Here is a 22905-nt window from a genome sequence, read left to right as displayed (position 1 = left end):
GTGCCACTGGCCCGTGGTGCGTCATCCGTCGTCATGCCGCCGGCGCCCCTCGCGCGCCTCGACGGACCATGCGTACGGCCAGGGCGTGCTTACACGGGCCTCGCCGGCCGCGGTAGTCGGTCCACCACGCACAGGTGCAGCTCAGTACGCCGTCGGCTTGCCGGACGCGGTACCGCCGGTCGCCCGACACGACGGTCGCCAGCTCCCCCTCGAGCGTCACCGCGGCCTCCGCCACGAGCCGCCGTGCGGAGACGAGCCGCGGATTGTGCCGCTCCGCGCGGTCCGCGTCGTAGGGGAGCTCGCGGTGGAAGTACGCGGCGTCCGCGACGTCGTAGCCCACCCGTCCGGCCGTTCCCAGCCGGGTCAGGGCGGCGCGGACCCGTTCCGCGGTGAGGCCGGACTGCTCGCCGAGATCGGCCGGATCGATTCTCGGCTCCCAGGCGAGAAGGACGGCGATCAGTTCCGCGTCCGCCGCGGCGTCGTCCGTGGCGAGGGCTTCGAGCACCCCGCCCTCCCCGGAGAACCCACGGGCGGGATCGGGGGAGAGGGTGAGCGTCAGCCGCATACCCGGCAGGGACACCTCCCACGCGCTGGGAGCGGCCTGCCCGTCGGGCACCGGTCCGTAGACCCGGAGTGCCGTGGCGAAGCGGAGGACCCGCTCCAGGGCGGTGAGACGGTCCGGCCCCGGCAGGCATACGGCGCCGGCCCCAGGGCGCAGGGTCGGACGCAGCGTCCGGCCCGTCTGGACCACCCACAGCGGCGCCCGCCCGCGGCTCTGCGAGCGGGGCAGCCCGCGCAGGAACCGAACGGCCTCCGCGCCGGACAGTTCGGCCCGCAGGTCGAACCGGGCCGAAGCGACCTGTGCCTCGGCGAAGCCCCGCAGCCAGCGGTCCGGCAGCGGAACCTTCTTCTCCACCACCGAGCCACCGAGCGTCGTCACCGCCATGTCATCGGGCCCCACCCGCAGATGCAGCGGGTCGTCACCGCTCATCCGCGACAGTGCCTCGCGGAGCGGGTCGTTGACGTCCACATTGGTGGTGCCGTGGCCGGTCTCCGTCCCGTCGAGCCCCTCGTCGAGCACGTCGAGCCGTGCGTACACCCCGCCGCACGCGGAGAAGGACTCGAACCGCAGGCGGTCCCCGTTCCCCGTCACGACGGGATCGAGCGAGCCCGGTCTCGGCCGTTGGTGATAGCGGGCGGCCGCCACGTCCGCCACCGCCAGCAGGCCGCGCGCGGCGATCTGAGGGGCAGCCAGAAACCCGGAGAAGAAACGGGGATGCGCCTCGGCGCCCAGTGGGGTCAGACCTCCGGACGTCTCCAGACCGAGGAGCCGGCCGGAGGCCGTGGACTCAAGGGAAGATGGGCGTGCGTAAGCGAGCGCCTGTACGGATCGCGTCATGGAATCGACCGTAGGGCCCGCCACTGACATCCCGCTCGTATCCACAGGCCGGCCTGTGGATAACCCCGCCGACCCCGATAGGGCGCTACTGTCCGACGAGGCCCGGCTGCAGCACCTTGGTGAACAACACGGTCTCGTCATCCGCTCGCAGACGTACCGTCAGCTCACCACTGCCGCCGTCGATGTCCACCTCGCCGAAGTACTGCGGGCTCTCCATCGGCGACACGTTCGCCCGCTCGGGAGCCCGCACGAACACGCGCTCCGGTCCGAATGTCGCGTCCAGCTTGTTCGCCGGGAAGCCGCCGGCGGCCAGCGGCCCCGACACGAACTCCCAGAAAGGAGCGAAATCCTGGAAGGCGGCCCGCTCGGGCGCGTAGTGCTGCGCCGAGGTGTAGTGCACGTCCGCCGTCAGCCACACCGTGCCCGTGATGCGACGGTGCTTGATGAAGCGCAGCAGCTCGGCGATCTGAAGCTCGCGTCCCAGCGGAGCACCCGGGTCGCCCTGCGCGATCGCTTCGAAAGCGGCGGAGCCGTCCGGCACGACCAGCCCGATCGGCATGTCCGCGGCCAGTACCTTCCAGACCGCCCGGGAGCGGGACAGCTCCCGCTTCAGCCAGGCGAGCTGCTCGGCTCCGAGGATGCCGGTGGTGTCGTCCGCCTGCCGGCCGGCTGAGTTGGCGTTGCGGTACGAGCGCATGTCCAGCACGAAGACGTCGAGGAGCGGTCCGTATCGCACCACCCTGTGCATGCGGCCCTCCGTACCGGCGGACGCACGCATCGTCGAGACGGGGAAGTACTCGGCGAAGGCGCGCGAGGCCCGCGACGCGAGCACGTCCACGTTCTTCTCCGCGTACCGGACGTCGTCGAGGATCTGGCCCGGGTACCAGTTGTTGCGCACCTCGTGATCGTCCCACTGCACCACCGTCGGCACCTGCGCGTTGAACGCCCGGACGTTCCGGTCGAGCAGGTTGTAGCGGAAGTTGCCCCGGTACTCGTCGAGCGTCTCGGCGACCTTCGCCTTCTCCGGCGTGACGAGATTGCGCCAGATACGGCCGTCGGGGAGGGTCACGGAGGACTGCAGCGGCCCGTCGGCGTAGACGGTGTCGCCGCTGCACAGGAAGAAGTCGGGGTCGAGGCGGCGCATCGCCTCGAAGGCCCGGAATCCACCGATGTCCGGGTTGATGCCCCATCCCTGTCCGGCGATGTCGCCGGACCAGAGGAAGCGCACGCCGTCCCGGCGCCGTTCCGGTGCCGTACGGAACGTGCCGAGGACGGGCTCGCTCGTGCGGCGCGGATCGTCGGCATCGGCGAGGACGACCCGGTAGTGAATCTGCTCGCCCGCCGGCAGACCCCGCAGGAGCGTCGTGCCCGTGAGGTCGGTGCCGGCGCCCAGCAGCGGCCCGTGATGACGGCGGACCCGCCGGAACGACTCCGTTGCGGACGTCTCGACGATCATCCGGGCGGGCCGGTCCGACCGCACCCACACCAGTCCAGAACGGGCCGTGACGTCGCCGACCTGCACACCCCACTGAGCGCTGGGACGTCCTGAGAGCGCGAACGCCGGCGCGGCGAGACCGGCACCGCCCAGGGCGAGGCCGGCAGAGGCGGCGATCGAGCCGCGCAGCACACTGCGGCGCCCGAAGGCGGAAGGCGGTGTGGCGGGAGTGATGGCGGTAGCACCGGGCGGGTTCGTGGACATGTGGCCTCCGAGAAGGGTTCGGGTCCGGCCTCGACGTCATCGCGACGGCGTCGAGGCCGGCTCGCGGTGCGGGAGTTCACACCGGACCCTTGCCTAATCGGCGGGAGCGGCGGTCACGCGAACCGCGCGTGAACACAAGGCCCCTCGTCCGTTCAGGACGCGCCCAGTGCCTCCGAGACTCGTCGCAGCCCGGTCGAGATCGCCGCCGGCGTCAGATGCGCGTAACCGATGACGAGACGTACGGCGCCATCCGACGGTCGTGCCGTCCCGTACTCCTCCAGCGACCGCAGCGCCACGCCCGCCTCTGCCGCCGCGGCCAGGAACCGTTCCCCTGGCCTGTACCGGGCGGGGAGACAGGCGATGACATGCAGCCCGGCCGCGATGCCGGTCACCTCCGACCCCGGGAAGTACGTGTGCAACGAGCTCAGCAGCGCGTCGCGCCGTTCCCGGTACAGGCGTTGGCAGCGGCGCAGCTGTCGGTCGTAACCTCCGCTCGTCACCATGTGCGCCAACGCCGCCTGGTCGAACACCGGATGGCCCAGGTCCATCGTCCGCTTCCGTTCGACTACCTCGTCGACGAGGGCACCGGGCACCACCATCCAGCCGAGCCGCAGCCCAGGCGCGAGGGACTTGCTCACCGAGCCGGTGTACACGACCCGCTCGGGATCGAGGCCCTGGAGCGCCCCGACCGGTGCGCGGTCGTACCGGAAGTCGCCGTCGTAGTCGTCCTCCAGCACGTATCCGTCGACCGCGCGCGCCCAGTCCAGGAGCATGCCGCGTCGCTCCGCCGACCACGCGATCCCGGACGGGAACTGGTGCGACGGCGTCACCACGACCGCCCGAAGTCCCGCCGCGCTCAGAGGATCAGGCCGCATGCCCTGTTCGTCGAGCGGGAGCCACACCGTCTTGAGGCCCGTCGCCGCGAAGAGCCGCGCGTGCTCGGGGCTACCGGGGTCCTCCACACCCACCGCGTCGTGTCCCCGCGACCGCAGTACGAAGCCGAGCAGCGTCGCCGCCTGCGCCACGCCCGAACACACCACCACACGTGCCGGGTCGGCCACCACACCGCGTCGCCGCGTCAGCATCGCCGCGAGTGCGGATCGCAGCGCCGGCAGCCCCCGGGGATCCGGATAGCCGAGCGCGTGGTGCGGCAGCTCGGTGAGCACAGCCCGCTGGGACGCCGCCCAGGCCGCGCGCGGGAAGAGGGACAGGTCAGGGGTGCCGGGGCGGAAGTCCACCGTGGGGCCGGAGCCGTGGGGGTCCGCTGCCTGCGGCGGGTCGGGCATGGAGCGCCGGGCTGCCTCTGCCGTTCGGACCGCTTCGCTCACCCAGGTGCCCGAACCCCGGCCGCTGCGCAGGTAGCCCTCCGCCGTGAGTTGTTCGTACGCCTCCGTGACCAGGCCGCGGGAGACGTGCAGGTCCGCGGCGAGCGCGCGGGTCGACGGCAGACGCGTACCGGCGGTGAGCCGTCCGGTCCGCACCGCTTCGCGCAGGACTTCCTGCAGGGCGCGGCCACGGCGGCGCGCCGGTGCCTCAACGGCGGGGAGCAGTAGTTCCCAGGCCGGCTGCGCGTCGGCGTCCCGGGCCGGCCGATCCGGTGCCGTGCCTGAAGTGGTCCCCGATGGCGTCATGGAAGTGGACCTTAATCCGGGCCGCCCCGCTCCCTAGCGTCAGGACCATGAACGCCAACGCCTTGCGCGGAGTCCTCCTCGTGACTCTCGCCTACGCCCTCGTCGGAGCCTCCTTCACCGCCAACGGTCTCCTCGGCGACTACCCGTACGCGGGCGGGCAGGCCCTCCGTTACGGTGCCGCCTGTCTGCTGCTGCTCCCGCTGCTCGGCCGGGGAGGGCTGGCGCCGCTGCGGCGGCTCGGTGTCGGCTCGTGGGTGCGGATCGCGGTCCTGGCCGCCGTCGGCATGGTCGGCTTCAACCTCGCGGTCCTCGCCGCCGAGCGCACCGCCGAACCCGCCGTCCCCGGAGTTGTCGTCGGGTGCGCTCCCATCGTGGTCGCCGTCCTCGTGCCGCTGCTGGAAGGCCGGCGGCCCGCGCGGGCCGTGCTGTACGGGTCCCTGCTCGTCGCCGCCGGGGCGTTCACCGTGCAGGGGTGGGGGCGCACCGACCTGGCGGGGCTCGGCTGGTCGGTGGCGGCGCTCGGCGGGGAGGTCGCGTTCACGGTGCTCGCCGTGCCCGTGCTGCGCCCGCTCGGCGCGCGGCTGCTGACCGTCGCCGTCTGCGGCGTCGGCGCGGTGGAGGCCGCGCTGCTCGGGATCGTCGTGGACGGCGCCGCCGTCGTGCGGATGCCGACCGCGGTGGAGACGGGCGCCCTGCTGTGGCAGGCGGTGCTCGCGACCGTCGTCGGGTTCGTCTTCTTCTACAAGGGCGTCGAGCGCATCGGCATGGAGCGGGCCACGCTCTACACCGGCGCCATCCCCGTGGCGGCGGCGCTGAGCGCGGCGGTGGTCGGCGAGGCCGTGCTGGGTCTGCCGCAGGCCGTGGGCGGGCTGCTCGTGGGGGCCGGTGCCGCGCTCGGCACCGGCCTGCTCATCGGGCGGGGGAGCGCGGCCGGCTCAGTCGCCGGCGCTGCCGTCGAGGATCACGCGGGCGACGAGCGCGGGGTCGTCGTTCATCGGGACGTGGCCGCAGCCGGGCAGCCGCACCAGGCGCGCGCCGGGGATGGTCTGCTTGGCGCGGACGCCCTGGCGGCGCAGCAGCAGCCGGTCCCGGGTGCCCCAGGCGATCGTGACCGGCAGCGACGGGATGTCGTCGCGGAAGAGGACGGTGCGCCCCGCGGCGAGCGTCTGGTGGAAGCCGGTGGCCTCGCGCAGCGCCAGCGTCTCGGCGACGACCGCGTCGGGTGAGCGGCGGCCGGGGCGGGCGTAGATGGTGCTGGTGAGCGCCGTCCGGCCGGCCGGGGTGCGGGACAGACGGTCGATGACGGGGACGGGCATCGACAGGGCCGCGCCGCGCATCGCGCGCAGGGTGCCGAAGGCGTACCGGCGCTCGCTCTCGGTCCAGAAGCCCGCGGGGGAGAGGGCGGTGACCGAGCGGACGGCCTTCTCGCGGCCGAGTTGGAGGGCGAGCAGTCCGCCGAGGGAGTTGCCCGCCACGTGGGGCCGTTCGACGCCGAGGGCCGCGCAGAAGGCGGCGAGAACGGGCGCGACCGTCGCCAGGTCGTAGGGGCAGTCCTGCGGGAGGCCGTCGGAGGCGCCGAATCCGGGCAGGTCGACGGCGATGACGTCGCGTTCCGTGGCCAGCACGTCGAGGACCGGCTCCCACGCCTGCCAGTGGTGGCCGATGCCGTGGAGCAGGAGCAGTGGTGCTCCCGTTCCGCGGCGCTCGTACGTCAGGGATGTGGTGCGGCGACCCCTCGGGGTCTCGAACTCGAACACGATCCGTGCCGGCATGGAGGCTCCCTCGCACATCCTCTTAGACGTCCTGTCAGCAAGATTTACTGATGGGTAGTCGCCTGTTCAAGAGGTCGGACGAAAGTCGTGCCCCGCCCTGCCGGGGCCCCGCCTCTCCGTCACACCAGATGCCCCGCTCACCGGTCCGGTGGGCGGGGCTTCTGGTGCGCGCGTCTCACGGGGGTGCGAACGTCCTGTGAACGATCAAGGTCAGAGGGTCACATTTCCGGACGTTCGGCGGAGGATTGGTCTTGACCAAGGTGATGGCTCGCCTTATGGTCGCAGAGTTAGTGCAGGAACCTTTAATAAACAAGGGCGCGGAAACGCCGCGGGACACGGCGAATTGCGGAGGACAGGGTGGGGACCACGCAGCTGGAATCGGTCCAGGAACCGAAGTACCAGCACCTCAAGACGGTGATCGGCGAAGCACTCGACTCCGACTTCGCGGTCGGTGAGATCCTGCCCAACGAGCGCGAGCTCGCGGCCCGCTTCGGCGTCGCCCGCGCCACGCTCCGCCAGGCTCTGGAGCAGCTGGAGCTCGAAGGACGCCTGCAGCGCCGGCGCGGTGTCGGCACGACGGTCGCGCCCCCGCGCGTCGGCGTCGACGTCTCGACCACGCAGCAGGCGTGGCCCGGCGTCGGCGACGACGCCTGGGAGGCGCAGGACGCCGTTCTCGGCACGGCGCCCGCCGCCGTCGCCCGCCTGCTGGAGACCCCGGCCGGCGAGGACGTGCACCTGGTGCGCCGGGTGCGTCTCAGCCAGGGCCAGGCCGTCGCCACGGAACTGCTGTACGTGCCCGTCGGCTCGGTCGCCGGGCTCACCTCGATCGACGCCCCCGCCGGACCCGCGCGCGCCCGTGCCGTGCTGCGCGAGCTCCAGCACCTCGCCCTGGACGGCCAGGACCGCTCGGTGGAGCTGGGTTCCGCGCGCGCGGACGACGCCAAGGAGCTGGACCGCCTCCCGGGCTCCCCGGTGCTGGTGGTGACGACGCGGTACCTCTCCGGAGGCCGTACCGCCGCCGTCTCGGTCGCCATTTACCGCGCCGACACCTGCCGCCTCACCTTCGGCGACTCGGTCGACCTCGCGATGGCCTCCTGACCCCGGTCGGCCGGAGCGGCGGTTCACGCGAGCCGATGCCCGGACGGCACCACGAAGACCCGGCCTTCCGAGGCCGGGTTTTCGCGTTTCACGGTACGGTCGCGCCGGGATCGGCCGGCGCCTGGGCGCTGTCAGGTCGTACACGCAGGGGTCGGTGTACGCGTACGAGTACGGGTACGCGCGCGTGCCGGGTCAGCGGCGGGCCGTCACGCTGCCGTCGACGGCGAACAGCTGCTCCTCGACGTGGTCGAGGGCGAGACGCAGCGCGCCCGTGCCGACCGCGGCCTCGCCGAGCAGCGACAGCACGACCCGCGGCGGGCGCAGGCAGAACCGCGCCAGCTCTTCGCGGAGCGGCTGCAGCACACCGTCCAGGCCGGCCGCCCAGCCGCCGACCACCACCAGCTCGGGATCGAGCGCCAGCACGAGGGCGCCCACGTCGTGGACCAGCCGCTGGATGAACCGCTCGACCGCCGCCTGGGCCTGCGCGTCGCCCTTCCTCGCCAGGGCGAAGACCTCCGCGACCGCCTGCTCGTCGAGCGGGTGCAGCGGTTCGTCGGTCGTCGACAGCAGGTGCTCCGGCGTGACGCCGCGTCCCAGCAGGTGCAGCGCGCCGATCTCGCCCGCCGCGCCGCCGTAACCGCGGTGCAGCCGGCCGCCGATCAGCGAGCCCGCGCCGGGGCTCAGCCCGGCGAGGACGAAGACGATGTCGTCGGAGTCGGTCGCCGCGCCCTTCCAGTGTTCGGCGACGGCCGCCGCGTTGGCGTCGTTCTCCACGATCACCGGGCAGCGGAAGGAGCGGCGCAGCCGCTCGCCGAGCGCGAGGCCCGTCCAACCGGGCAGGGCGGTGCCGAGCCGCACCGTGCCGTCGGCCTCCACGATGCCGGGGGTGCCGACGCCGACCGCCCGCAGGTTCGACCGGGGCACACCGGCGCGGCGCAGCACGTCGGCGACGACCGTGCGCACCTTGTCGAGGCGTTCGTCCTCGGGCGCGGTCTCCGACACCTCGCGCGCGCCCGCGCTGATGATCCGGCCGTCCAGACCGGAGAGGAGGGCGGCGACGCGGTGCGGACCGATCTCGATGCCGAGCAGATGGCCCGCCTCGGCGCGGAAGCGGAACCTCCGCGCGGGGCGTCCCTGGCGCCGGGTCTCGCCCTCCTCGGGCGCCGCCTCGACGACGAGGCCGCCGTCGATGAGGCCTTCGACGACCCCTTCGACGGTCGGCCGGGACAGCCCGGTGATCCGGGTCAGGTCCGTGAGCGTGCGCGCGTCGGAGCCGCGCAGAGCATGGAGTACCACCGCGGAATTGATCCGCCGCAGCAGCGACGGATCCCCGCCGGTCAGCCGCCCCACAGTGTGTCCTCCCAGCTCGTGCCCGTCTCAGGCGGATGGTACTCAATGGTTCCGGAAGCGGCGAGGGCCGCCCCCTGGACGCCTTCCCGGACCTCCGCCGGCCGGTATTTCCCCCTGTCCCGGATGTCTCCGGGCGGCCGTGTCCTCGCAGGCTCACCGGAGTCGCGGGGGCGGGCGGCTGACGCGGCGCCAACTGTCAGTGGGGCGCGGTTTACTGGGCACATGACCACGACACGCCTTCTGTCGGACCTCGACTTACTGCGGTCGAGGGATTTCCCGGCGGGGCCGGAGCGCGCCGGCCACCTCGACAGCGGGCCCGGTTTCCACGTCCTCGCGCTGGCGACCAGCGAGGACTTCTGGGAGGACGGCGGGAGCCGCCGGGAGGTCGTCGAGGAGCAGTACGAAGCGGAGCGGGACGGTCTGGCCGCTGTCCTCGCCGCGCGCTGGGGCGCGCCGGACCGCATGAGCCTGTGGTCGCTGCACCATCGCAGCATGGAGGGGGAGCGGCTGCCGGAGCCCTGGTCCGTGCTGTGCGCGCACGTACCGGACCTCACGCTGTGGCGTGTGGACGACAGATGGATAGGACTGGGCGTCTCGCAGTGGGACGACGAGCTGCCGTTCCAGCTCCTCGCTGTCGTGACCGATGTGGATCCGCCGTGAGGTGCCGCTCCGGCGTGCCCGTGTGACGAGCCCGCTGTGAGGTGCTCGCGGGACGCGCCCTCGTGACACGCCTCCGTGGCGGTGACCGTGGTGGCGAAGCGGCGGAGGGATCCGGTCAGGCGCGCGGCAGGCCGGCGGCCCGGCGGAGCCGTGCGTACTCGTCCGCCATGGTCGCCGCCGTCCAGTGCGCGTTCAGCCCGCTCGGGTTGGGCAGCGCCCAGATCCGCGTCGTGCCGATGGTCCGCTCCTGCGGGCCGATCGCCGCCTTCGGTTCGCCGAAGGCCGTGCGGTACGCGGTGACGCCGACGACCGCGAGCCAGCGGGGCTTCAGCCGCAGGACCTTCGCGGTGAGGATCCGGCCGCCCTCGACGTACTCCTCGCGGCTCAGTTCGTCGGCGCGCGCGGTCGGCCGGGCGGCGACGTTGGTGATGCCGAGCCCGTACGACAGCAGCTCGTCCTGCTCGTCGGGGCGCAGCACGCGCGGGGTGAAGCCGGAGAGGTGGAGCACCGGCCAGAAGCGGTTGCCGGGGCGGGCGAAGTGGTGGCCCGTCGCGGCGGTCATCAGGCCGGGATTGATACCGCAGAACAGAACGGCGAGGCCGCCCTCGGCCACGTCGGGGACGACGCGGTCGCGGGCGGCCTCCAGTTCCTCGCGGGTGAACCGGCGGTTCGGGCTCAGAGGATCGCGCCGGGGGTGTAGGCGGCGGCCTCGGGGTGCTGCTTGACGAGCTCCTCGATCCGGGACACCACGGTGGCGACCTGGTCGGCGGCGGCGCCGGTGAAGGAGAGCTTGTCCGCCATCAGCGCGTCGAGCTGCGCGCGGTCCAGCGGGATGCGGTCGTCGGCGGCGAGCTTGTCGAGGAGTTCGTTGCGCTCGACGCCCTGCTCGCGCATGGCGAGGGCCGAGGCCACCGCGTTCTCCTTGATCGCCTCGTGGGCGAGCTCGCGGCCCACGCCCGCGCGGACCGAGGCCATGAGGACCTTGGTGGTGGCGAGGAACGGGAGGTAGCGGTCGAGCTCGCGGGCGACGACGGCCGGGAAGGCGCCGAACTCGTCGAGCACCGTCAGGAAGGTCTCCAGCAGGCCGTCGAGCGCGAAGAACGCGTCCGGCAGCGCCACGCGGCGGACCACGGAGCAGGACACGTCGCCCTCGTTCCACTGGTCGCCCGCCAGCTCGCCGGTCATCGAGGCGTAACCGCGCAGGATGACCATGAGGCCGTTGACGCGCTCGCAGGAGCGGGTGTTCATCTTGTGCGGCATCGCGGAGGAGCCGACCTGGCCGGGCTTGAAGCCCTCGGTGACCAGCTCGTGGCCGGCCATCAGGCGGATGGTCTTGGCGATGGACGACGGGCCCGCGGCGAGCTGCACCAGCGTGGTGACGACGTCGTAGTCGAGCGAGCGCGGGTAGACCTGGCCGACCGAGGTGAAGGCGTGCGCGAAGCCGAGGTGGCCGGCGATCCGCTGCTCCAGCTCGGCGAGCTTGCCGGCGTCGCCGCCGAGCAGGTCGAGCATGTCCTGGGCGGTGCCGACGGGGCCCTTGATGCCGCGCAGCGGGTAGCGGCCGAGCAGGTCCTCCAGGCGCGCGTACGCCACGAGCAGCTCGTCCGCGGCGGTCGCGAAGCGCTTGCCGAGGGTGGTGGCCTGCGCGGCGACGTTGTGCGAGCGGCCGGCCATGACCAGCTCGCCGTACTCCGCGGACAGCTTGCCCAGGCGGGCGAGGACGGCGACCGTGCGGTCCCGCATCAGCTCCAGGGAGAGGCGGATCTGGAGCTGCTCGACGTTCTCCGTGAGGTCGCGGGAGGTCATGCCCTTGTGCACGTGCTCGTGGCCGGCGAGGGCGTTGAACTCCTCGATGCGGGCCTTCACGTCGTGCCGGGTGACCTTCTCGCGCTCGGCGATGGAGCCGAGGTCGACCTGGTCGAGGACGCGCTCGTAGTCGGCGATCGCCGCGTCCGGAACCTCGATCCCGAGGTCCTTCTGGGCGCGCAGCACGGCGAGCCACAGCTGGCGCTCCAGCTTCACCTTCTGCTCGGGGGACCAGAGGACGGCGAGCTCCGCGGAGGCGTAGCGGCCGGCCAGGACGTTGGGGATACGGGGCTTCACCGTGGCAGCAGTCACGTGTCCAGAGTTTACTGGTGATTTCTGCAGGCCAGCGCCGTGGTCCCGGCTGGAGCTTGCTACGAGACCCATGTCACGCGGCCGGTGCCCGCTGCCCGGTCACCCCTTGGCCGGGCCTCGGGCCGCGCCCCGGCCACCCTACGGGCCGCCCCCTTGGCCGGACCTCGGACCGTGCCCCGGTCAGACCTCGGACCGCGTCTCGTACGGAAGCAGCTCCGGGCGCTTCGGGGGCCGGCCGTCGCCGGACGAGCGGCCGGTGAGCCGGCGGCCGATCCACGGGCCCAGGTGCTCCCTCGCGAACCGGGCGTCCGCGGCCCGCCGCGTCATCCAGCCCGGGCGTACCGCCGCCGGAAGCGGCTCCCGCCAGTCGCTCTCGGCGGCCAGCCCCAGCGACTGCCACACGGCCTCCGCGACCCGGCGGTGCCCCTCGGCGGTGAGGTGCAGCCGGTCCACGTCCCACAGCCGGGGGTCGCCCAGGACCGGCGCGCCGTACAGGTCGACCACGAGCGCGCCGTGCCGGTCGGCCAGGGCGTCGATGTGCGCGAAGAGCTCCTCCATCCGGGGGCGGAAGCGCTCCATCACCGGGCCGTTCCGGCCGGGGCTGCGCATCAGGACCAGCTGCCCGCAGGCAGGTGTGAGGCGTTCCACGGCCTCGGTCAGGAGGTCCTTCACGCGCACCATGTCGACCTTGGGGCGGAGGGTGTCGTTGAGGCCGCCGACGAGGGTGACCACATCGGCCTCCATCCCTGCGGCCAGGGCGACTTGCTCCTCGACGATCTGACCGATGAGCTTCCCGCGCACCGCGAGGTTCGCGTAGCGGAACCCGGGCGTGCGGGCGGCGAGCCGGCCCGCCAGGACGTCCGCCCAGCCCCGGTACGAGCCGTCGGGCCTCAGGTCCGACATACCCTCGGTGAAGCTGTCCCCGACGGCGACGAGACTGTTGTACGTGGCATTGATCTCCATGGCGGACCCGATCATACCGTGCGGTATGCGCGGGTGCCGTGGAGCACCCGGGAGGGGAAACCCGATGAGCGACGCGCTCCTGCACGCCCTGGCCGAGGCACTGGCCGGGCTGGTCACGGCGGTCGAGACCAGCGACGAGGACACCCTCGACCCCGACACGGCCGTGAAGTGGCTCGAGAGCACCGGGTACGTGCTGTCCGGCCTCGGCCTGGAGGACCGGCGGACCCTCGACGGACTCTTCCGCGCCGCCGCGCTGCGGGAGCCGCCCGGCCCGTGGCGGGACCAGCTGCTCCAGGTGTCCGCGGGGTTCGGGCTGGACGAGGACATCCACCTCGCCCTCGTGGACGCCGCCGCCGAGCAGGCGGGCCGGTACGCGGACACCGTCGCGGACGCCGATCCCGCCACGCCCGTGCCGACCTGCCCCGGCTGGACGCTCGGCGACCTGACCCGCCACCTCGGCACCGTGCACGGCTGGGCCGCGCACCTGGTGACCGCACGGCCCGCCACCCGCGTCCGCCCCGGTGACCTCCCGCTCGACCCGCCGGCCGAGCCGTCCGCGTACCCCGGCTGGTTCGCCGCACGCGCCGCCGCCTTCACCGCCGCGGCGCGCGCCGCCGATCCCGCCGCGCCGGTGTGGTCACCCGGCGCCGACCCGTACGTACGGCACTACCCGCGGCACGTCCTGGCCGAGACGGTCGTCCACCTCGCCGACGCCGAGATCGCGCTCACCGGCGGCGCGCGCCCGCTCGACCCGGCCACGGCCGCCGACGCGCTCGACCACTTCCTCACCACGGCCCCCTACATCCCGTGGATCGCCGAACCGCTCGCCCACCTCGGCCGCGACGGCGCCGCCCTCCGCCTGGCGGCGCGCGACAGCGGTGCCGCGTGGACGCTGGTGCTCGGCGGAGGCGGCTTCACCTGGAGCCGGACGACCGAACGGACCGCGTCGCATCGGCCGACCACACCGCATCAGCCGAACGCATCGACTCAGCCGGCCGAATCCACTCAGCTGACCGAATCGGCTCAGCCGATCACCGCCACCGTGACCGCCGACGCCGGCGACCTGCTCCTCCTGCTGCACCGCCGGTACGCCGCCGACGACGCCCGCTTCACCCACACCGGCGACCGCGACCTCCTCGACGACTGGCTCGCCGCCACTGCCCTCTGACGCGGCGGCGCCCCCGCACCGGGACCGCGGACGCGGGAAGGGCCCCGGGATCCGAGATCCCGGGGCCCTTCCGCTGCGCCGCGCGCCCGCTACGGCGCGGCCGGGCGGCCCACCAGTTCGCGGAGGACGTCCTCCATCGTCACCAGTCCGGCGAGCTTGCCGTCCTCGTCGAGCACGGCGGCCAGGTGCGTACGGCTGCGGCGCATCGCCGTCAGCACGTCGTCCATCGGCGTCGCCGCCCGCACGCGCGCGATCGGCCGCAGCGCCGACACCGGCAGCGGAAGGTCGCGCGGGCTGATGTCCAGGGCGTCCTTCACGTGGAGGTAGCCGAGGATCCGACGGTCGGAGTCCACCACCGGGAAGCGGGAGAAGCCCGACTCGGCGGCCAGCGACTCCAGCTGCTCCGGAGTGGTGCCCACCTGCGCGTACATCACCTTCTCCACCGGCATGACTACGTCCCGCACCGGACGGCGGCCCAGCTCCAGGGCGTCGTGCAGCCGCTCGGCCGCCCGGTCGTCGAGCAGACCGGCGTCGCCGGCGTCGGTGACCATGCGGGCCAGCTCGTCGTCCGAGAACGTCGCCGCCACCTCGTCCTTCGCCTCCACGCGCAGCAGCTTCAGCAGCGCGTTCGCGAAGGCGTTGATGGTGAAGATCACCGGACGCAGCGCCCGCGCCAGCGTCACCAGCGGCGGGCCGAGGATCAGCGCGGTGCGGGTCGGCTCGGCGAGCGCGATGTTCTTCGGCACCATCTCGCCGAGGAGCATGTGCAGGTACGTGGCCACGGTCAGCGCGATCACGAACGAGATCGGGTGGACCAGGCCGTGCGGCACGCCGACGGCGTCGAAGACCGGCTCCAGCAGGTGCGCGATGGCGGGCTCGGCGACGATGCCGAGCACCAGGGTGCACAGCGTGATGCCGAGCTGCGCCGCCGCGAGCAGCGCGGAGACGTGCTCCAGGCCCCAGACGACGCTGCGGGCCCGGCGGTCGCCGGCCTCCGCGAGGGGCTCGATCTGGCTGCGCCGGACCGAGATCAGGGCGAACTCGGCGCCGACGAAGAAGGCGTTGACGACCAGCGTGAGCAGGCCGATCAGCAGCTGGATCGCGGTCATCGGTGGGCCTCGCCGGTCTCGTCGTCTTCCTGGGGGAGCGGCGCGTGCAGCAGGACGCGCGCGGCGCGGCGCCCGGAGGCGTCGACGACGTCGAGACGCCAGCCGCCGAGCTCCACGGTGTCGCCGACGGCCGGGATGCGGCCCAGGTCGGTCGCGAGGACGCCGGCGAGGGTCTCGTACGGTCCGTCCGGCACCTTCAGCCCGATGCGTTCCAGCTGGTCGGTGCGGGCGGCTCCGTCGGCCGACCACAGCAGGCGGCCGTCCTCGTCCTCGCCCGCGCGTGCGAGGTCGGGGGTCTCGTGCGGGTCGTGCTCGTCGCGCACCTCGCCGACGACCTCCTCGACGATGTCCTCCAGGGTCGCGACGCCGGCCGTGCCGCCGTACTCGTCGATGACGACGGCCATGGTCTGCTTCCCGGACAGGCGGTCGAGCAGTTTGTCCACGGTCAGCGTCTCGGGCACGAGCAGCGGCTCGCGCACGATGTCGCCGACGCGGCGCCGCCGGCGCTCGTCGGCCGGTATGGCGAGGACGTCCTTGATGTGCGCGATGCCCACGACGGTGTCGAGGTTGCCCCGGTAGACGGGGAAGCGGGAGAGGCCGGTGGCGCGCGTGGCGTTGGCGACGTCCTCCGCGGTGGCCTGCACCTCCAGGGCGGTGACCTGGACGCGCGGCGTCATGACGTTCTCGGCGGTGAGCTCCGCGAGGTTCAGCGTGCGGACGAACAGCTCGGCGGTGTCCGCCTCCAGCGCGCCCTCCTTCGCGGAGTGGCGCGCGAGGGCCACCAGCTCCTGCGGGGAGCGCGCGGACGCCAGCTCCTCGGTGGGCTCCATGCCCAGGCGGCGCAGGATCCGGTTGGCGGTGTTGTTGAGATGGCTGATCAGCGGCTTGAACGCGGCCGTGAACACGCGCTGCGGCGTCGCCACGACCTTGGCCACGGCGAGCGGCGAGGAGATCGCCCAGTTCTTGGGCACCAGCTCGCCGACGACCATGAGGACCACGGTCGAGAGGGCGGTGCCGAGGACGAGGGCGACCGAGGAGGCCACCGAGGGGGAGAGGCCGAGGTCCTCGACCGGTCCCTTGATCAGCTTGGAGATGGAGGGCTCGGAGAGCATGCCGACGACCAGGTTGGTGACGGTGATGCCGAGCTGGGCGCCGGAGAGCTGGAACGTGAGCGACTTGACGGCCTTGAGGGCGCCGGCGGCGCCGCGCTCGCCCCGCTTGACGGCCGCTTCCAGCTCGCCGCGTTCGACGGTGGTCAGCGAGAACTCCGCCGCAACGAACGCGCCGCACGCGAGCGCGAGCAGCAGCGCCACCAGGAGCAGAAGCACTTCGGTCATCGGGTCACCTCCGTCCCATGATCAGACAGGGAGGCACGGAACGCGCGATGTCGGCCGCCGGAGTCGGAACCGGAACCGGAGCCGGTATCGGAACCGGGGTCGGAAGCGGTGCTCTCGGCGGGGGTGGTACCAGTGCTACTGGGAGGCTCGCCCATGGGCGGACGTTCACACCTTTCGGTCGTCGGGTTTTCTGATCGAGATCCCATGGTAAAGGATCGGCAAAGTGGCGGGCCGGTCACCCCGTGAAGGGCTTCACCCAGCGGCGCCACTCGTCCTGCCGCGCGTACCCGGCCGCCTCCCACGCGCGGTGCGCGCGTGCGTTCTCCTCCAGCACCATGGCGTCCGCGCGGCGCCCGCCCAGCGCGGCGAAACGATCCTCCGCCGCCTTGAGCAGGACCTTGGAGAGGCCGCGGCGGCGGTACGAGGGGAGCACCGCGAGCCGGTAGAGCGAGGCGCGCCAGCCGTCCCAGCCGGCGATCACGGAACCGACGACGCGGTCGCCGTCCACGGCGAGGATCAGAGCCTCGGGGTCGCGGGCGAGGAGCCGTCGCACCCCGTCGACGTCGTCGGAGATGGACGTGCCCTCCGCGGCCTCCCGCCAGAAGGCGAGCACGGTTTCGGCGTCGGAGGGCACCGCGGTCCGGATTTCTATATCGATCATGGCCCGATCCCACCATGCGGGTGAGGCGGCGGCCAGCACGTTCCGCGAGGTGGACGTGGGGTGACGGGGCCGAGCGGGGCGGGAGGGCGAGAAGGACGGGCGAGGGGGACGGGCGAGAGGAAAGGGGTCGCGTCATCCCGTGACGAAGCAGAACTCGTTGCCCTCCGGGTCCCGCATCACCTGGAAGGCGCCCTGTTCGTCGTTGACGAGCCCGCCGACGCGGACCGCGCCGAGCGGCGCCGCCTCGTCGGCCGCCGCCTCGGGGTCGCCCGCCTCCAGGTCCAGATGCAGGCGGTTCTTCGCGGCCTTGCCCTCGGGGACCCGTTGGAAGGCGACGCGGACGAAGCCGGGCGGGTCGACGTACGACCAGTCGGGGCTCCGGTCGACGGGCTCCCCGCCGAGGAGACCGGCCCAGAAACGGGCCAGGGCGGCCGGGTCGCCGCAGTCGAAGACGAGCTCCTGTACGTGTGCGCGCATCTCTTCACCATACGGAGCGAGCCACCGGAATTCCGCGCGCGAGGCGGCTCCCGCGAGCCGCCCCCGCGAGCCGCCCCCGCGCCTGGCCCTCCGACCTCAGGCCCCCGCCTCGCCCCGGAACGCCTCCGCGTCCCAGGTCCCGCCGAGCGCGGGCGCGAGCCAGTCGGCCGCCGCCGCGCGGAAGGCCGCCGGGTCCAGTGCCCCCGCGCCCTCCGGCACCGCGCCGAGCAGCGGCGCGCCGGCCGCCTCCGGGAGGTCCGTCAGGTTGCAGCGCGACGCGAGGTCCGGTGCCGTGGGCCAGCTGCCGACGACCACACCGAGCTGCGCGATCCCGCGCGCCCGCAGCGCCTCCGCCGTGAGCGCGGTCGCGTTCAGCGTGCCGAGTCCGGCCGGCGCGACCACGAGGACGGGCGCGCCGAGCAGCCGGGCCGCGTCGGCGAGCGTGCCGCCGTCCTCGTCGAAGCGGACGAGCAGCCCGCCCGCGCCCTCGACGAGCACCAGGTCGTGCTCCCCGGCGAGCGCGCGGGCAGCCTCCGCGACCTGCGCGGGGCCGACCGGCGCCATACCGGCGCGCCGGGCGGCCGTGCCCGGGGCGAGCGGTTCCGGATAGCGGGCCAGCTCGGCGGCGGTCTTCGCGCCCGAGAGCCGTACCACCTCGTCCGCGTCCCCGCGCTCGTCGGGCGCGAGCCCGGTCTGCGCGGGCTTCAGGACCGCGACCGACCGCCCGGCGGCGACGGCCGCGGCGGCGACGGCCGCGGTCACGACCGTCTTGCCGATCTCCGTGCCCGTCCCGCTGACGACGACGATGCCCATCGCTTCCCTCTCCCTTTCCCTTTTCCTCTTCTGCCTTCTGCTGCCTCGTCGATCGCGCGGGCCGCCGCCGGCGGCGTCAGCCCGCGGTCGCCGCGGCGCGCACCGCCGCGCAGATCCGCGCCAGGTCGGCGTCCCCGGTCACGTACGGCGGCATGGTGTAGACGAGGTCCCGGAAGGGACGCAGCCACACGCCTTCCCGGACCGCCGCCCGGGTCGCGGCCGCCATGTCGACCTCGTGGTCGAGCTGGACGACGCCGATCGCGCCGAGCACCCGCACCTCGCGGACGCCGGGGACGTCCTCGGTCCCGGCGAGACCGTCGCGCAGCCCGGCCTCGATGCGCTTGACCTCGCCCGCCCAGTCCTGGGAGAGCAACAGGTCGATGGAGGCGCACGCGACGGCGGAGGCGAGCGGGTTGCCCATGAACGTCGGGCCGTGCGCGAGCACCGGCACCTCGCCCCGCGAGATGCCGTCGGCGACCGCGCGGGTGCACAGGGTCGCCGCCATCGACAGATAGCCGCCCGTCAGCGCCTTGCCCAGGCACATCACGTCGGGGGAGACCCCCGCCTGGTCGGCGGCGAACAGCGTGCCCGTGCGGCCGAAGCCCGTGGCGATCTCGTCGAAGACGAGCAGCACGCCGTGCGCGTCGCACGCCTCGCGCAGCACCCGCAGGTACGCCGGGTCGTGGAAGCGCATGCCGCCCGCGCCCTGCACCACCGGCTCCACGATCACCGCGGCCAGTTCGTCCGCGTGCCGCGCGATCGCGGCGCGGAGGAGTTCGGCGTACGACTCCTCGTACGCGGCGGGCGGCGCGTCCACGAAGACCTGCTGCTGGAGCACGCCGGACCACAGCTGGTGCATCCCGCCCTCGGGGTCGCACACCGACATCGGCTGCCAGGTGTCGCCGTGGTAGCCGCCGCGCCAGGTCAGCAGCCGCCGCTTGGCGGGGTGGCCGAGCGAACGCCAGTACTGCAGGCACATCTTGGCCGCGACCTCGACGGCGACCGAGCCCGAGTCGCTGAGGAAGACGTGGTGCAGCGGCTCGGGCGTGATCTCCACGAGCCGGGCGGCGAGCCGGACGGCGGGCTCGTGGGTGAGTCCGCCGAACATCACGTGGCTCATCCGGTCGAGCTGACCGCGTGCCGCCTCGTTCAGCACCGGGTGGTTGTAGCCGTGCACGGCCGACCACCACGACGACATGCCGTCGATCAGCTCGGTCCGCCCCTCGGCCGGCTCGGCGAGCCGCAGCCGCACGCCGGACGCGGACGCGACCACCAGCGGCTCCGTACGGCCCGGCATGGGGCCGTACGGATGCCACACGTGCGCCCGGTCGAGGGCGAGGAGTTCGTCGTTGCGCATGGCCGGCCGTTACGCGTTGGGAGCGAGGTCCGTGCCGGCGCCGCGGCGTCGCACCGCGACCAGGTCCGTACGCGCCTCAGACGCAGACGCAGACGCAGACGCGGACGCAGACGCGGACGCCGATACCGGAGCCTGAGCCGGAGCCGCCGCGGGCACCGCGTGGCCGCCGCACGGGCCGCAGCCGCCGCCGGCCTCCGCGTCCGCCGCGTCCGCGTGCGAGCCGCACCCGGCCGCCGCGCCGGAACCGCAGCCTCCGCCCGCCGTCGCGTGGGAGCCGCAGCCGCCGCCCGCCGCCGCGAGCGCGTCGGCGCGGTGGGCGGGCAGCGTGGTCGTGCCCGCGCCCTCCACCTCGAAGCCGGCGTCCGCGATCATGTCGAGGTCGGCCTGGCCGGCCTGGCCCTCGCTGGTGAGGTAGTCGCCGAGGAAGATCGAGTTGGCGATGTGCAGCGCCAGCGGCTGCATCGACCGCAGGTGCACCTCGCGCCCGCCGGCGATCCGGACCTCCACGTCGGGGCAGACGAACCGGACCATGGCGAGGATCCGCAGGCAGCGCTGCGGGCTGAGGTTCCACTCCTTCGCCAGCGGCGTGCCCTCGAACGGGATCAGGAAGTTGACCGGCACCGAGTCCGAGTCCAGCTCGCGCAGCGCGAAGACCACGTCGACCAGGTCCTCGTCGGTCTCGCCCATGCCCGCGATCAGGCCCGAGCAGGCCGAGAGGCCCGCCGCGTGCGCCTTCCGCACGGTGTCCACCCGGTCCGCGTAGGTGTGGGTGGTGGTGATCTCGCCGTACGTGCCCTCGGACGTGTTGAGGTTGTGGTTGTACGCGTCGGCGCCGGCCGACTTCAGCCGCTCGGCCTGCCCGTCGGAGAGCAGACCGAGGCAGGCGCACACCTCGACGCCCTCGTTCTGCTCCTTGATCGCCTCGATGGTCCGGCCGACCCGCTCCACGTCCCGGTCCGTCGGCCCCCGGCCGCTCGCGACCAGACAGACCCGCTTGGCGCCGCCGGCGATGCCCGCCGCGGCGGCCTGCGACGCCTCGTCCGGCTTCAGCCAGGTGTACTTGAGGATGTCGGCCTTGGAGCCGAGCCGCTGCGAACAGTACGAGCAGTCCTCCGGGCACAGCCCGGACTTCAGGTTGACGAGGTAGTTCAGCTTCACCCGCCGCCCGAACCACTGCCGGCGCACCTTGCCGGCCGCGGCCACCACATCGAGCAGTTCGTCGTCGGAGGTCGCCAGCACGGCGAGCGCTTCTTCACGGGTCGGCGTCTCGCGCCGCAGCCCCTTCTCCACCAGCGTGTTCAGCAGGTCCATAAGGGCTGATCCTTGCCTACGGCACACCCCCCGGCCAAGGAGGAACTGAACAAACGAGCCGGATCGAGGTGTGTGTATGACCACATCCCGACCTCGGCCTCCTGCCGTTAGGGTCTGTGCGCTGCCTACAAAAGGCGCCGACGAACGGCGCCGACGAAGGAACGCCCCATGCCCCAGGCCCAGCCGACTCCTCCCGCGCGCCGTTCCGCCTTCGACTGGACCGGCGCGGAGGCCCGGCGGCGGGCGGAGGCCGGGCTGGTGCGGACGCTGAGGCCGCGCCCGGCCGAGTCGGAGCTGCTGGACCTGGCGGGCAACGACTACCTCGGTCTCACCCGGCACCCCGAGGTCACCGAGGCCGCCGCCGAGGCGGCCCGCCGCTGGGGCGCCGGGGCGACCGGTTCGCGGCTCGTCACCGGCACGACCCGGCTGCACACCCGGCTGGAGGAGGAACTGGCCGCGTTCTGCGGCTTCGAGGCCGCCCTCGTCTTCTCCTCCGGCTACACCGCCAACCTCGCCGCGCTCACCGCGCTCGGCGGCCCCGGCGCGCTGATCGTCTCCGACGCCGCCAACCACGCCTCGATCGTGGACGGCTGCCGGCTGGCCCGCGCCGAGGCCGCGGTGGTCCCGCACGCCGACCCCGAGGCCGTACGCAAGACGCTGGAGGCGCATCCGGGGCGGCGGGCGCTCGCGGTCAGCGACTCCGTGTTCTCCGTCGACGGCGACCGGGCCCCGCTGGAGGAACTCGCCGCCGCCTGCCGCGACCACGGCGCCGGCCTGGTCGTGGACGACGCGCACGGCTTCGGCGTGCTCGGCGACGGCGGCCGGGGCGCCGTCCACGGCGCCGGGCTCGCCGGCGACGAGGACGTGGTGGCGACCCTGACCCTCTCCAAGTCGCTGGGCAGCCAGGGCGGCGCGGTCCTCGGACCGGCGCGGGTGATCGAGCACCTGGTCAACGCGGCCCGCACCTTCATCTTCGACACCGGCCTCGCGCCCGCCGCCACCGGCGCGGCGCTCGCGAGCCTGCGGCTGATCGCCGCCGATCCGGGCCTCGCCGAGCGGGCGCGGGCGGTCGCGGCGGCCCTGCACCGGACGCTCACGGACGCGGGCTTCACCTCGGCCCGGCCGGACGCGGCGGTGGTGTCGGTGCACGCGCCGGGGCCTGAGGAGGCGCTGCGGTGGGCGGCCGACTGCCGCGAACGGGGCCTGTCCGTGGGCTGCTTCCGGCCGCCGTCGGTACCGGACGGCATCTCGCGGCTGCGGCTGACGGCTCGCGCCGACCTCACGGACGCGGAGATCGAGCGGGCCGTCGCGACGATCGTGCGGACGGCACCCGCCGGAGCACGCTGAGGCGGCCCAAGACCGCTCAGGACACGCGGAGTTCACCGCATCGGGCGACAGAACGGGGCATATCTCGGGAGAACGCCCCACCCGGGCCTCGGATCGGTGGCAGGCTGACGCGCAGCGCGATCCGGGGCGACGGCCCCGGCGGGAAAGGGACGGCCTCGCCATGCCAGAGCACCAGGAAGCATCCGTCACCCTGCCGAGCGAGCCCGCCGCGGTCGCCACGGCGCGGAGGTTCGTGGCGGAGGTGCTCGGCCGCTGGGGTCTGGACGACGGCGCGGACGCGGCGGACTCGATCCGGCTGATGGTGTCGGAGCTGGCGACCAACGCGGTGCTGCACACCTTCGGGCAATCGCCCACCTTCACCGTCGAGTTGCGGCTCGACCGCGACGAACTCCTGCGGATCGGCGTGACCGACAGCCACCCGCGGTTCCCGCGCCGGCTCCCGGCCGCCGTCCAGCAGGACAACGGGCGCGGCATGGCGATCATCCGCGTCCTCGCCGCGGAGGCCGGCGGCCGCCTCTCGGTCGCCCCGACCGCCGAGGGCGGCAAGACGGTGTGGATCACCCTCCCCTGGGCGATCGCCCCGGCCCCACCCGTCCCGGCCTGACCACCCGCCGCATTCCCCGTCGAGCGCCTCG

At 73.6% G+C, this 22905-nt stretch carries 20 protein-coding genes and 1 pseudogene; 6 read left to right on the top strand and 15 right to left on the bottom strand.

Translation table 11 applies throughout. The features are described from left to right. Positions 1-31: 31 nt before the first annotated feature. The 3 genes from ACFVQZ_RS09015 to ACFVQZ_RS09005 all read right to left on the bottom strand — a co-directional run bounded on the left by ACFVQZ_RS09015 (position 32) and on the right by ACFVQZ_RS09005 (position 4729). A complete protein-coding gene (locus ACFVQZ_RS09015; protein WP_383620703.1) occupies positions 32-1399 on the bottom strand; it encodes an SWIM zinc finger family protein in 1368 nt (455 codons plus the stop codon). Positions 1400-1484: 85 nt separating this feature from the next. Then, positions 1485-3098, bottom strand: a complete 1614-nt coding sequence (locus ACFVQZ_RS09010) for an alkaline phosphatase D family protein (RefSeq protein ID WP_051787327.1) — start codon at positions 3096-3098, stop codon at positions 1485-1487. Positions 3099-3250: 152 nt separating this feature from the next. Continuing rightward, positions 3251-4729: a PLP-dependent aminotransferase family protein gene (locus tag ACFVQZ_RS09005; protein ID WP_383620702.1), complete on the bottom strand. Its 1479-nt coding sequence runs from the start codon at positions 4727-4729 to the stop codon at positions 3251-3253. Here ACFVQZ_RS09005 and ACFVQZ_RS09000 point away from each other — a divergent pair. Next, positions 4720-5613, top strand: a pseudogene (locus ACFVQZ_RS09000) (EamA family transporter); the annotation flags it as partial. The gene ACFVQZ_RS09005 and the pseudogene ACFVQZ_RS09000 sit on opposite strands and share 10 nt — an antisense overlap. A 51-nt stretch (positions 5614-5664) precedes the next feature. Here the strand turns inward: ACFVQZ_RS09000 and ACFVQZ_RS08995 are convergent. Next, positions 5665-6501 carry an alpha/beta fold hydrolase gene (locus ACFVQZ_RS08995; protein ID WP_030492319.1) on the bottom strand — a complete coding sequence of 279 codons (837 nt, stop codon included), beginning with the start codon at positions 6499-6501 and terminating at the stop codon, positions 5665-5667. Positions 6502-6858: 357 nt separating this feature from the next. Between ACFVQZ_RS08995 and ACFVQZ_RS08990 the strand changes: the two genes are divergently transcribed. After that, a complete protein-coding gene (locus ACFVQZ_RS08990) occupies positions 6859-7599 on the top strand; it encodes a GntR family transcriptional regulator (protein WP_383620699.1) in 741 nt (246 codons plus the stop codon). Positions 7600-7791: 192 nt separating this feature from the next. On the opposite strand, the gene ACFVQZ_RS08985 is transcribed toward ACFVQZ_RS08990, so the two are convergent. After that, positions 7792-8949, bottom strand: a complete 1158-nt coding sequence (locus ACFVQZ_RS08985) for an ROK family transcriptional regulator (RefSeq protein WP_030492317.1) — start codon at positions 8947-8949, stop codon at positions 7792-7794. 222 nt (positions 8950-9171) lie between these two features. Between ACFVQZ_RS08985 and ACFVQZ_RS08980 the strand changes: the two genes are divergently transcribed. Continuing rightward, entirely contained in the window at positions 9172-9609 is a 438-nt protein-coding gene (locus ACFVQZ_RS08980) for a hypothetical protein (RefSeq protein ID WP_030492316.1), read from the top strand. A gap of 115 nt (positions 9610-9724) precedes the next feature. Here ACFVQZ_RS08980 and mug read toward each other — a convergent pair whose 3' ends face one another. The 3 genes from mug to ACFVQZ_RS08965 form a co-directional block, all read right to left on the bottom strand. Further along, positions 9725-10222 carry a G/U mismatch-specific DNA glycosylase gene (mug, locus tag ACFVQZ_RS08975; RefSeq protein WP_321192320.1) on the bottom strand — a complete coding sequence of 166 codons (498 nt, stop codon included), beginning with the start codon at positions 10220-10222 and terminating at the stop codon, positions 9725-9727. A gap of 62 nt (positions 10223-10284) precedes the next feature. Then, positions 10285-11727, bottom strand: coding sequence for an adenylosuccinate lyase (purB, locus tag ACFVQZ_RS08970; protein WP_383620697.1), 1443 nt, complete (start codon positions 11725-11727; stop codon positions 10285-10287). Between the two features lie 180 nt (positions 11728-11907). Beyond that, positions 11908-12690 (bottom strand): SGNH/GDSL hydrolase family protein, encoded by a 783-nt coding sequence (locus tag ACFVQZ_RS08965; protein WP_030492314.1) that lies wholly within the window; start codon positions 12688-12690, stop codon positions 11908-11910. 64 nt (positions 12691-12754) lie between these two features. Between ACFVQZ_RS08965 and ACFVQZ_RS08960 the strand changes: the two genes are divergently transcribed. Beyond that, positions 12755-13858, top strand: a complete 1104-nt coding sequence (locus ACFVQZ_RS08960) for a maleylpyruvate isomerase N-terminal domain-containing protein (RefSeq protein WP_383620695.1) — start codon at positions 12755-12757, stop codon at positions 13856-13858. 89 nt (positions 13859-13947) lie between these two features. Here the strand turns inward: ACFVQZ_RS08960 and ACFVQZ_RS08955 are convergent, their stop codons facing one another. From ACFVQZ_RS08955 to bioB, 7 genes are all read right to left on the bottom strand, one after another. Further along, a complete protein-coding gene (locus ACFVQZ_RS08955) occupies positions 13948-14967 on the bottom strand; it encodes a hemolysin family protein (RefSeq protein ID WP_030492312.1) in 1020 nt (339 codons plus the stop codon). Beyond that, entirely contained in the window at positions 14964-16304 is a 1341-nt protein-coding gene (locus ACFVQZ_RS08950) for a hemolysin family protein (RefSeq protein WP_383620693.1), read from the bottom strand. The genes ACFVQZ_RS08955 and ACFVQZ_RS08950 overlap by 4 nt, the downstream gene beginning before the upstream one ends. 235 nt (positions 16305-16539) lie before the next feature. Continuing rightward, positions 16540-16965: a GNAT family N-acetyltransferase gene (locus ACFVQZ_RS08945; protein WP_030492310.1), complete on the bottom strand. Its 426-nt coding sequence runs from the start codon at positions 16963-16965 to the stop codon at positions 16540-16542. Between the two features lie 132 nt (positions 16966-17097). After that, entirely contained in the window at positions 17098-17442 is a 345-nt protein-coding gene (locus tag ACFVQZ_RS08940) for a VOC family protein (RefSeq protein ID WP_030492309.1), read from the bottom strand. 96 nt (positions 17443-17538) lie between these two features. Further along, a complete protein-coding gene (gene bioD / locus ACFVQZ_RS08935; RefSeq protein ID WP_030492308.1) occupies positions 17539-18255 on the bottom strand; it encodes a dethiobiotin synthase in 717 nt (238 codons plus the stop codon). Between the two features lie 76 nt (positions 18256-18331). Continuing rightward, a complete protein-coding gene (locus tag ACFVQZ_RS08930) occupies positions 18332-19612 on the bottom strand; it encodes an adenosylmethionine--8-amino-7-oxononanoate transaminase (RefSeq protein ID WP_383620690.1) in 1281 nt (426 codons plus the stop codon). Positions 19613-19621: 9 nt separating this feature from the next. Further along, positions 19622-20923: a biotin synthase BioB gene (bioB, locus tag ACFVQZ_RS08925; RefSeq protein ID WP_383620688.1), complete on the bottom strand. Its 1302-nt coding sequence runs from the start codon at positions 20921-20923 to the stop codon at positions 19622-19624. Between the two features lie 168 nt (positions 20924-21091). Here bioB and ACFVQZ_RS08920 point away from each other — a divergent pair, with 168 nt between their 5' ends. Both ACFVQZ_RS08920 and ACFVQZ_RS08915 read left to right on the top strand, forming a co-directional pair. Further along, the gene (locus tag ACFVQZ_RS08920; RefSeq protein ID WP_383620686.1) at positions 21092-22270 is read left to right on the top strand and encodes an 8-amino-7-oxononanoate synthase; all 1179 of its coding nucleotides are present in this window, start codon (positions 21092-21094) and stop codon (positions 22268-22270) included. 160 nt (positions 22271-22430) lie between these two features. After that, on the top strand, positions 22431-22874 hold the full coding sequence (locus ACFVQZ_RS08915) for an ATP-binding protein (RefSeq protein ID WP_383620685.1): 444 nt from the start codon (positions 22431-22433) through the stop codon (positions 22872-22874). Positions 22875-22905: the final 31 nt, after the last annotated feature.

Origin of the sequence: Streptomyces sp. NPDC057854 (assembly GCF_042797055.1) — a bacterium.
GTDB lineage: Bacteria > Actinomycetota > Actinomycetes > Streptomycetales > Streptomycetaceae > Streptomyces.
The sequence above is the reverse complement of the archived record's forward strand: the minus strand, read 5'-3'. Positions and strand labels throughout refer to the sequence as shown.